The organism is Verrucomicrobiota bacterium (assembly GCA_034440155.1).
In the GTDB taxonomy this organism is placed as follows: Bacteria; Verrucomicrobiota; Verrucomicrobiia; order JAWXBN01; family JAWXBN01; genus JAWXBN01.
The window spans coordinates 1-5,207 of sequence record JAWXBN010000036.1; the positions used below are offsets into that span (position 1 = coordinate 1).

Here is a 5,207-nt window from a genome sequence, read left to right on the forward strand (position 1 = left end):
CGCGTGCTGCGGGATGTTTTTTGACCGTACGGTCAATGACGTGAATCAATACACGCAAATTGCTTCACCCACCGCGCAAATCGCTCCGGCTGGCGGATAGTCGCTAGGGGATGATGTCAGCGGGCATAACCGAGCGGATCCTGACGGTCGCGGAGAGTGGCACGGCCATCTTGGCCGTGTTTTTTCGATCCCACGGGCGAGACGCCCGTGCCACTTTCATCGCCATTTCTGAGCAAATTGCCCCGAAGGCGTTTCGGGGCCTGAATGGTTCTGACCGCCGTGAATGCTCGGCCCGGACAATCGGAAGATTGTCTCTCCAGTCGTGAGGAGCAAATTGCTCCCCAGAAGGGGGGAAGCAGTGCTGTGGTGAATCCCTTTTTCGCGTGTAGGGCGAGCGGCCCTGCTTGCCGAATGCCGGAGGTAACCAGAGAAACTCTGGCCCAAAGGCAACCGAGCCGGTCGCCCTACACACGGAAATTTAGAAAAACTTTGCAAATAGGGGTCAGGCCGCGATTTGAGATTTTTTTTGAGCAAATTGCTGTAAGCAACCTGCACGCTGACTTTTCCTGTTTTATGGACAACGCGCAAATTGCCCAGAAGGCGTTTCGGGGCCTGAATGGTTCTGACCGCCGTGAATGCCCGTCCCGGACAATCGGAAGATTGTCCCTCGTGCGCTGTCGAGCAAATTGCACCACGAAGGGGGAAGCAGTGCTGTGGTGAATCCCTTTTTCACGTGTAGGGCGAGCGGCCCTGCTTGCCAAATGCCGGAGGTAACCAGAGAAACTCTGGCCCGTGGCAACCGAGCCGGTCGCCCTACACACGGAAATTCAGAAAAACTTTGCGTCCTTCGTGCCTTTCGTGCGCTTGGTGGTGTAAATAGCCCGCTTTTCTTATACCAACGCTATGACGGCGTTTTTAGGGTCGATTTTTCATTAAGACAAAACCCTGTTTCGATTAATTTTTGCAGGGGGTTCAGAAGAAAAAGAGATGGTGGACGGAGAAGGATTCGAACCTTCGAAGGCAAAAGCCAGCAGATTTACAGTCTGCCCCCGTTGGCCACTTGGGTATCCGTCCAATGGAGTGAAAGAATAGATAAAACAAAATCCGCCCAGTCCGTCAACAACTCAATCTTGTCTTTTCCAAAAAGCACCAAAAAAAATCTGCCCTTGCCAGTTTTCTTGGTCTTCGTCATGATCACACGCCTATGAGCGAACAGTTACAGAAACTTCTTGATGCAAAAAAAGTCAATAAAGCACAATTTGAAAAACTCCTAAAAATCCAACCCGGCACCTATGTCACACACAAAAGCTGGGGATTCGGCCATATTAAGGATTATGACTTTGTAACCAGCCAGGTCCTCATTGATTTCAAAGGGAAACCGGCCCACCCGATGAAAATCGAATATGCTGCGGACTCGCTCATTTCACTCCCCGAAAACCATGTCCTCGCCAAACAAGCATCTGATCCGGCTGGCCTGAAAGCCCTTGCGCAAAATGACAGCACCGCATTCCTCACCCTCCTCCTCAAGAGTTTCCCCGATGAATCAGCGTCTATGGGCCAGATCGAACCTCTCTTTAAGGAATTCTACACACCCGCTGAATGGAAAAAGGTCTGGACCAAGGTAAAGGCCGACCTCAAAAAAGACCCGCTCTTTTCGATCCCGAGTGGGAAAAATGAGCCAATCGTCATGCGTGACGTGCCTGTCGACACCAAGAGTGAATTACTCGAAGAATTCAACCAAGCCGTCGGTCTCAAACCCCAGATGACGGCCATCCAAAAAATCCTCAAAGACATCGATCTATTCCAGGACTCCAAGGACTCGATCCTCATTATCTTGGACACGATCAACCAGACGATCGAGCGAAATGTCGCAAACAATTTGCTCTCCAGCGTGGAGCTCTCCATTATCCGCGAGGAAATCAAAGAGGCCATGGGAATCGAACGTGAAGAAAGGCTCACCAGTGACTTCCTCCTGCTCAAAGCCACTGACCTCGGTAAAATGATCTCGGCCCTACCCTCCGCCCGAGCTAAACGCCTCCTGCACTCCATCAAGCTCGCGCATCCGGATGATTGGGGTAACCGCCTCTTAAAAATATTCAATAGCCTCGAAGGAGCTTTGATTTCCGATACATTCACCCTTTTCCGTGATGAAAAGAAGGCAGGGGATGTCTATAAACAGCTCGACAAATTAGTCCGCGAACACTCTATGAACTCCCCCATCATCCTCTGGCTCGCCAAAGATCGCTATGATGAACTCTATGACTTGTTTAATGTCCGTTTTGCCCAAGCTGTGATCTCCACACTGGAACGCGAGCAATTCCAGCGCGATGGACGTTCAGGTGGAAAACTCCATGACTTGGTGATAGATAATAAAACCTTCCTCAAAGACATCCTTGAATCCGCTGATTTGGAGGAAGTGAAGGATTTCGTGCGTAATTTGCAGATTTCACCGGCATTCGAGGAGTTAAACAAACGTTCTCTACTCGGGCGCATCGTTAAAATGTTCCCTGAGGTCCAGAGCTTGATTATTAATGCCAGTAACGCCGCCGAGGCCGCACAACCCAAAGCCCCCTCCACCCTTTACGTTTCATGGAAAAGTATGGAACGCCGTAAACTCGAACTCGACAAAATCATCAATATCGAGGTTCCCGCTAATATCAAGGAAATCGAAATCGCCAAAAGCTACGGTGACTTACGCGAAAACCATGAATTCAAAGCCGCCAAGGAAAGGCAGCGCATTCTGGCCCGCAGGCGTGGGGAGCTCGAGCTCATGCTTGAGCTGGCCCAAGGACTGGATTTCGCCACTGCCGACACCAGCCAAGTCTCGATCGGTACGATCGTCACTGTCTCGGATTCACAATCTGGGGAACCCCTGATTTACAATGTCTTGGGAGCATGGGACAGTAACCCCGACAAAGGGATCATCAGCTATCAAACAACCGTCGGACAGGCCCTCATTTACAAAAAAGTCGGGGAACAAGCTGAACTCCCCTCCGAGGCAGGCATACGGAAAGTCTCGATCAAATCAATCAGTGCTTATACCGCTGAAGTGGAATAAACCATCCCGGTAAAATATTTTTTCCCCTCAGGATCACCTGAAACTCCTTTATGAGTTTCAGGTTTTTTTTGTCCTCGTGGAAAATTTCATGCAAAGTCGCACGGAGGAACGTAAAGTTTTTTCGGCTTTTGTGTCGGGCGCTCGGCCCACTTGTCTCTGGAGGAATTTGCACCACGAAGAAAATAAGTATTGTAGGGTTAGCCACGCTGGTTCCCTGCATGGCTCGTCATGCGATTACTTATTTACGACTCACCACCCCCAGAAAATCATAACCATGATTAATGATCATCGGTAACGGATTCGAGGGCTTGGCGCATGAGGAGGATGGCTTCATCCGGGGGGAGTCCGGGTGGAATGCGGAATGATTTACCTAGCTGGACATCCACGATACTCAAGGGTTTTGGAATAATAAAGCGGTCCCAGGTTTTGAGTTTCCAACAGGCCCGGGCGCGGTAACCGATGGGCACCACGAGGATTCCCGTTTGCTGGGCAACGGCTGCACCACCGGGCTGCATCGAGTAACAAGGCCCCCTCGGGCCATCCGGGGTAATCGCAATGTCGTGGCCGAGACGAATGGCTTCGTAAATCTCAAAAAGGGCTTTCACCCCTTTGCGCGAACTCGACCCCCGGGCTGCATTGATATTAAAAAGTTTTAGGGTCATGGACAAAAATTCCCCGTCCTTACTCGGGCTGACCATCGCAGTGCCTTCACGATCCGGCATGTATTTGGAAAAAAAATAGGGAATCAGGAGTAAACGGTTATGCCAAAAAAGGAAGAAAATGGGTTCTTTTGGCTGGCGGGAGAGGATTTTATCCTGATCGGTAAACCTCCAACGAAGCGAAATACCCAAGACTTTCAGGAAAGAAAAAGTCAGGTAAGACAAAAGTCGTTGTACAAATGGTGATTTCAAGGTGTCTTCAGAATTCTCAAAATAAAAAGAAGACTGGTGGGCAGGCTGGGACTCGAACCCAGGACCAATGCCTTAAAAGGGCACTGCTCTACCAACTGAGCTACCGGCCCGGTCAATCGGAGTTGTGAAAGCTGCCATAGTGGGCGGATGAAGTCAAAATCTTTTTTCATTCCGGACAAATCTTTATGCAATGTTTTTTATCAGATGCCTGCTTGGGCGAAAAAAAGAGATTGTTTTCTGCGTAAATGACCTATTTTCCTGATATTCCATTCCGATTAATGATCTTGTCCGAAATATTTATCCCACCCTGTGGAAACGATCAATCCTGCCGCCTTCTCCAAATGTCCTTCCACAAGGGCATTCCAATCAAATGATTGGCGATCCCATCCTAAGGAACGGAGGAATGCTTGGCGGTATGCTGTATTCTCAAAAATCTCGTGGAGATAGACACCCATCACATTCCCCTGTACCCAGCCAAGCCCTCCGGGGAGGTATTCACGCGCTGCGCCGCCTGCGTCCGTATGTCCGTGATGGATTTCATAGCCCCTTCAGCCTCGACCCCTCTTGAGCACTTCTGTCTGCTGCGTGACTTTTTCAGGGAAAAATGTGGTATGAATGTCTAAGAGCCCGAGACCGGGAAAATCCCCTCCCTCCACTTTATCCGGATCATGGATCATATTACCCAGCATCTGCATGCCTCCACAAACCCCATAGACGGCCACTCCCCGTGAGGCTCGCCCCAGGGACCTCTGCCGCTAAACCACTCTCCCTGAGATGCCGGAGGCTTGCCGCCGTGTGTTTACTCCCCCGGCAGGATAATCGCGTGAAAACCCTCCAGACTCTGGTAATCCCGGATCGGCACGACATTCACTCCATCCTCATGCATCAGCGGGTCAAATTCCTCAAAATCACTCACGTATGGGTAACTCAGGAGCGCGAGATTCACCTTTGAATGGTCCTTGTCAGAACACAAATGCAGCGTGTCCTCTCTAGGTAAAGCATGTGCCATCATGGGCACGATCGCTACCGTGGGGATGCCCGTTTTGTCCAGTAGCCCTATCCATCGCGTTACCCAGGAGATTTTGGTCGCCCCGGAATTTATTCAGGATAAACCCTTTTACTCATTTCTTTTCATCATCCGCTAAACACATCCACGTCCCGAGCAAATGAGCAAAAGCTCCCCGCCCCATGACGATGACTAGGCTCGAAGTGTCAGAGGTAGGCTTTCAGGAGTACCG

Annotated in this window: 7 protein-coding genes and 2 tRNA genes; 3 read left to right on the forward strand and 6 right to left on the reverse strand. The window is 50.4% G+C overall.

Going from position 1 to position 5,207, the window contains the following annotated elements:
• Nucleotides 1-113: 113 nt before the first annotated feature.
• On the forward strand, nucleotides 114-326 hold the full coding sequence (locus tag SGI98_03770; protein MDZ4742520.1) for a hypothetical protein: 213 nt from the start codon (nucleotides 114-116) through the stop codon (nucleotides 324-326).
• A gap of 662 nt (nucleotides 327-988) precedes the next feature.
• Here the strand turns inward: SGI98_03770 and SGI98_03775 are convergent.
• Nucleotides 989-1,074 (reverse strand) — tRNA-Tyr (locus SGI98_03775).
• 130 nt (nucleotides 1,075-1,204) lie between these two features.
• Between SGI98_03775 and SGI98_03780 the strand changes: the two genes are divergently transcribed.
• Nucleotides 1,205-3,058, forward strand: a complete 1,854-nt coding sequence (locus tag SGI98_03780) for a GreA/GreB family elongation factor (GenBank protein MDZ4742521.1) — start codon at nucleotides 1,205-1,207, stop codon at nucleotides 3,056-3,058.
• 278 nt (nucleotides 3,059-3,336) lie between these two features.
• On the opposite strand, the gene SGI98_03785 is transcribed toward SGI98_03780, so the two are convergent.
• The 5 genes from SGI98_03785 to SGI98_03805 form a co-directional block, all read right to left on the reverse strand.
• On the reverse strand, nucleotides 3,337-3,969 hold the full coding sequence (locus tag SGI98_03785) for a lysophospholipid acyltransferase family protein (protein MDZ4742522.1): 633 nt from the start codon (nucleotides 3,967-3,969) through the stop codon (nucleotides 3,337-3,339).
• Nucleotides 3,970-4,003: 34 nt separating this feature from the next.
• Nucleotides 4,004-4,079: transfer RNA gene (locus SGI98_03790), tRNA-Lys, on the reverse strand.
• A gap of 165 nt (nucleotides 4,080-4,244) precedes the next feature.
• Nucleotides 4,245-4,424, reverse strand: a complete 180-nt coding sequence (locus SGI98_03795) for a hypothetical protein (protein ID MDZ4742523.1) — start codon at nucleotides 4,422-4,424, stop codon at nucleotides 4,245-4,247.
• A 93-nt stretch (nucleotides 4,425-4,517) separates the two neighbouring features.
• On the reverse strand, nucleotides 4,518-4,691 hold the full coding sequence (locus SGI98_03800; GenBank protein ID MDZ4742524.1) for a hypothetical protein: 174 nt from the start codon (nucleotides 4,689-4,691) through the stop codon (nucleotides 4,518-4,520).
• Nucleotides 4,692-4,768: 77 nt separating this feature from the next.
• Nucleotides 4,769-4,915, reverse strand: a complete 147-nt coding sequence (locus tag SGI98_03805; GenBank protein MDZ4742525.1) for a hypothetical protein — start codon at nucleotides 4,913-4,915, stop codon at nucleotides 4,769-4,771.
• Between the two features lie 64 nt (nucleotides 4,916-4,979).
• Here SGI98_03805 and SGI98_03810 point away from each other — a divergent pair, with 64 nt between their 5' ends.
• Nucleotides 4,980-5,114: a hypothetical protein gene (locus SGI98_03810; GenBank protein MDZ4742526.1), complete on the forward strand. Its 135-nt coding sequence runs from the start codon at nucleotides 4,980-4,982 to the stop codon at nucleotides 5,112-5,114.
• The last annotated feature ends 93 nt before the right edge of the window (nucleotides 5,115-5,207 follow it).

Coding starts and splice junctions, on each gene's coding strand:
- SGI98_03770 (MDZ4742520.1), top strand. CDS start 114: ATGTCAGCGGGCATAACCGAGCGGATCCTGACGGTCGCGGAGAGTGGC.
- SGI98_03780 (MDZ4742521.1), top strand. CDS start 1,205: ATGAGCGAACAGTTACAGAAACTTCTTGATGCAAAAAAAGTCAATAAA.
- SGI98_03810 (MDZ4742526.1), top strand. CDS start 4,980: ATGGGCACGATCGCTACCGTGGGGATGCCCGTTTTGTCCAGTAGCCCT.
- SGI98_03795 (MDZ4742523.1), bottom strand. CDS start 4,424: ATGGGTGTCTATCTCCACGAGATTTTTGAGAATACAGCATACCGCCAA.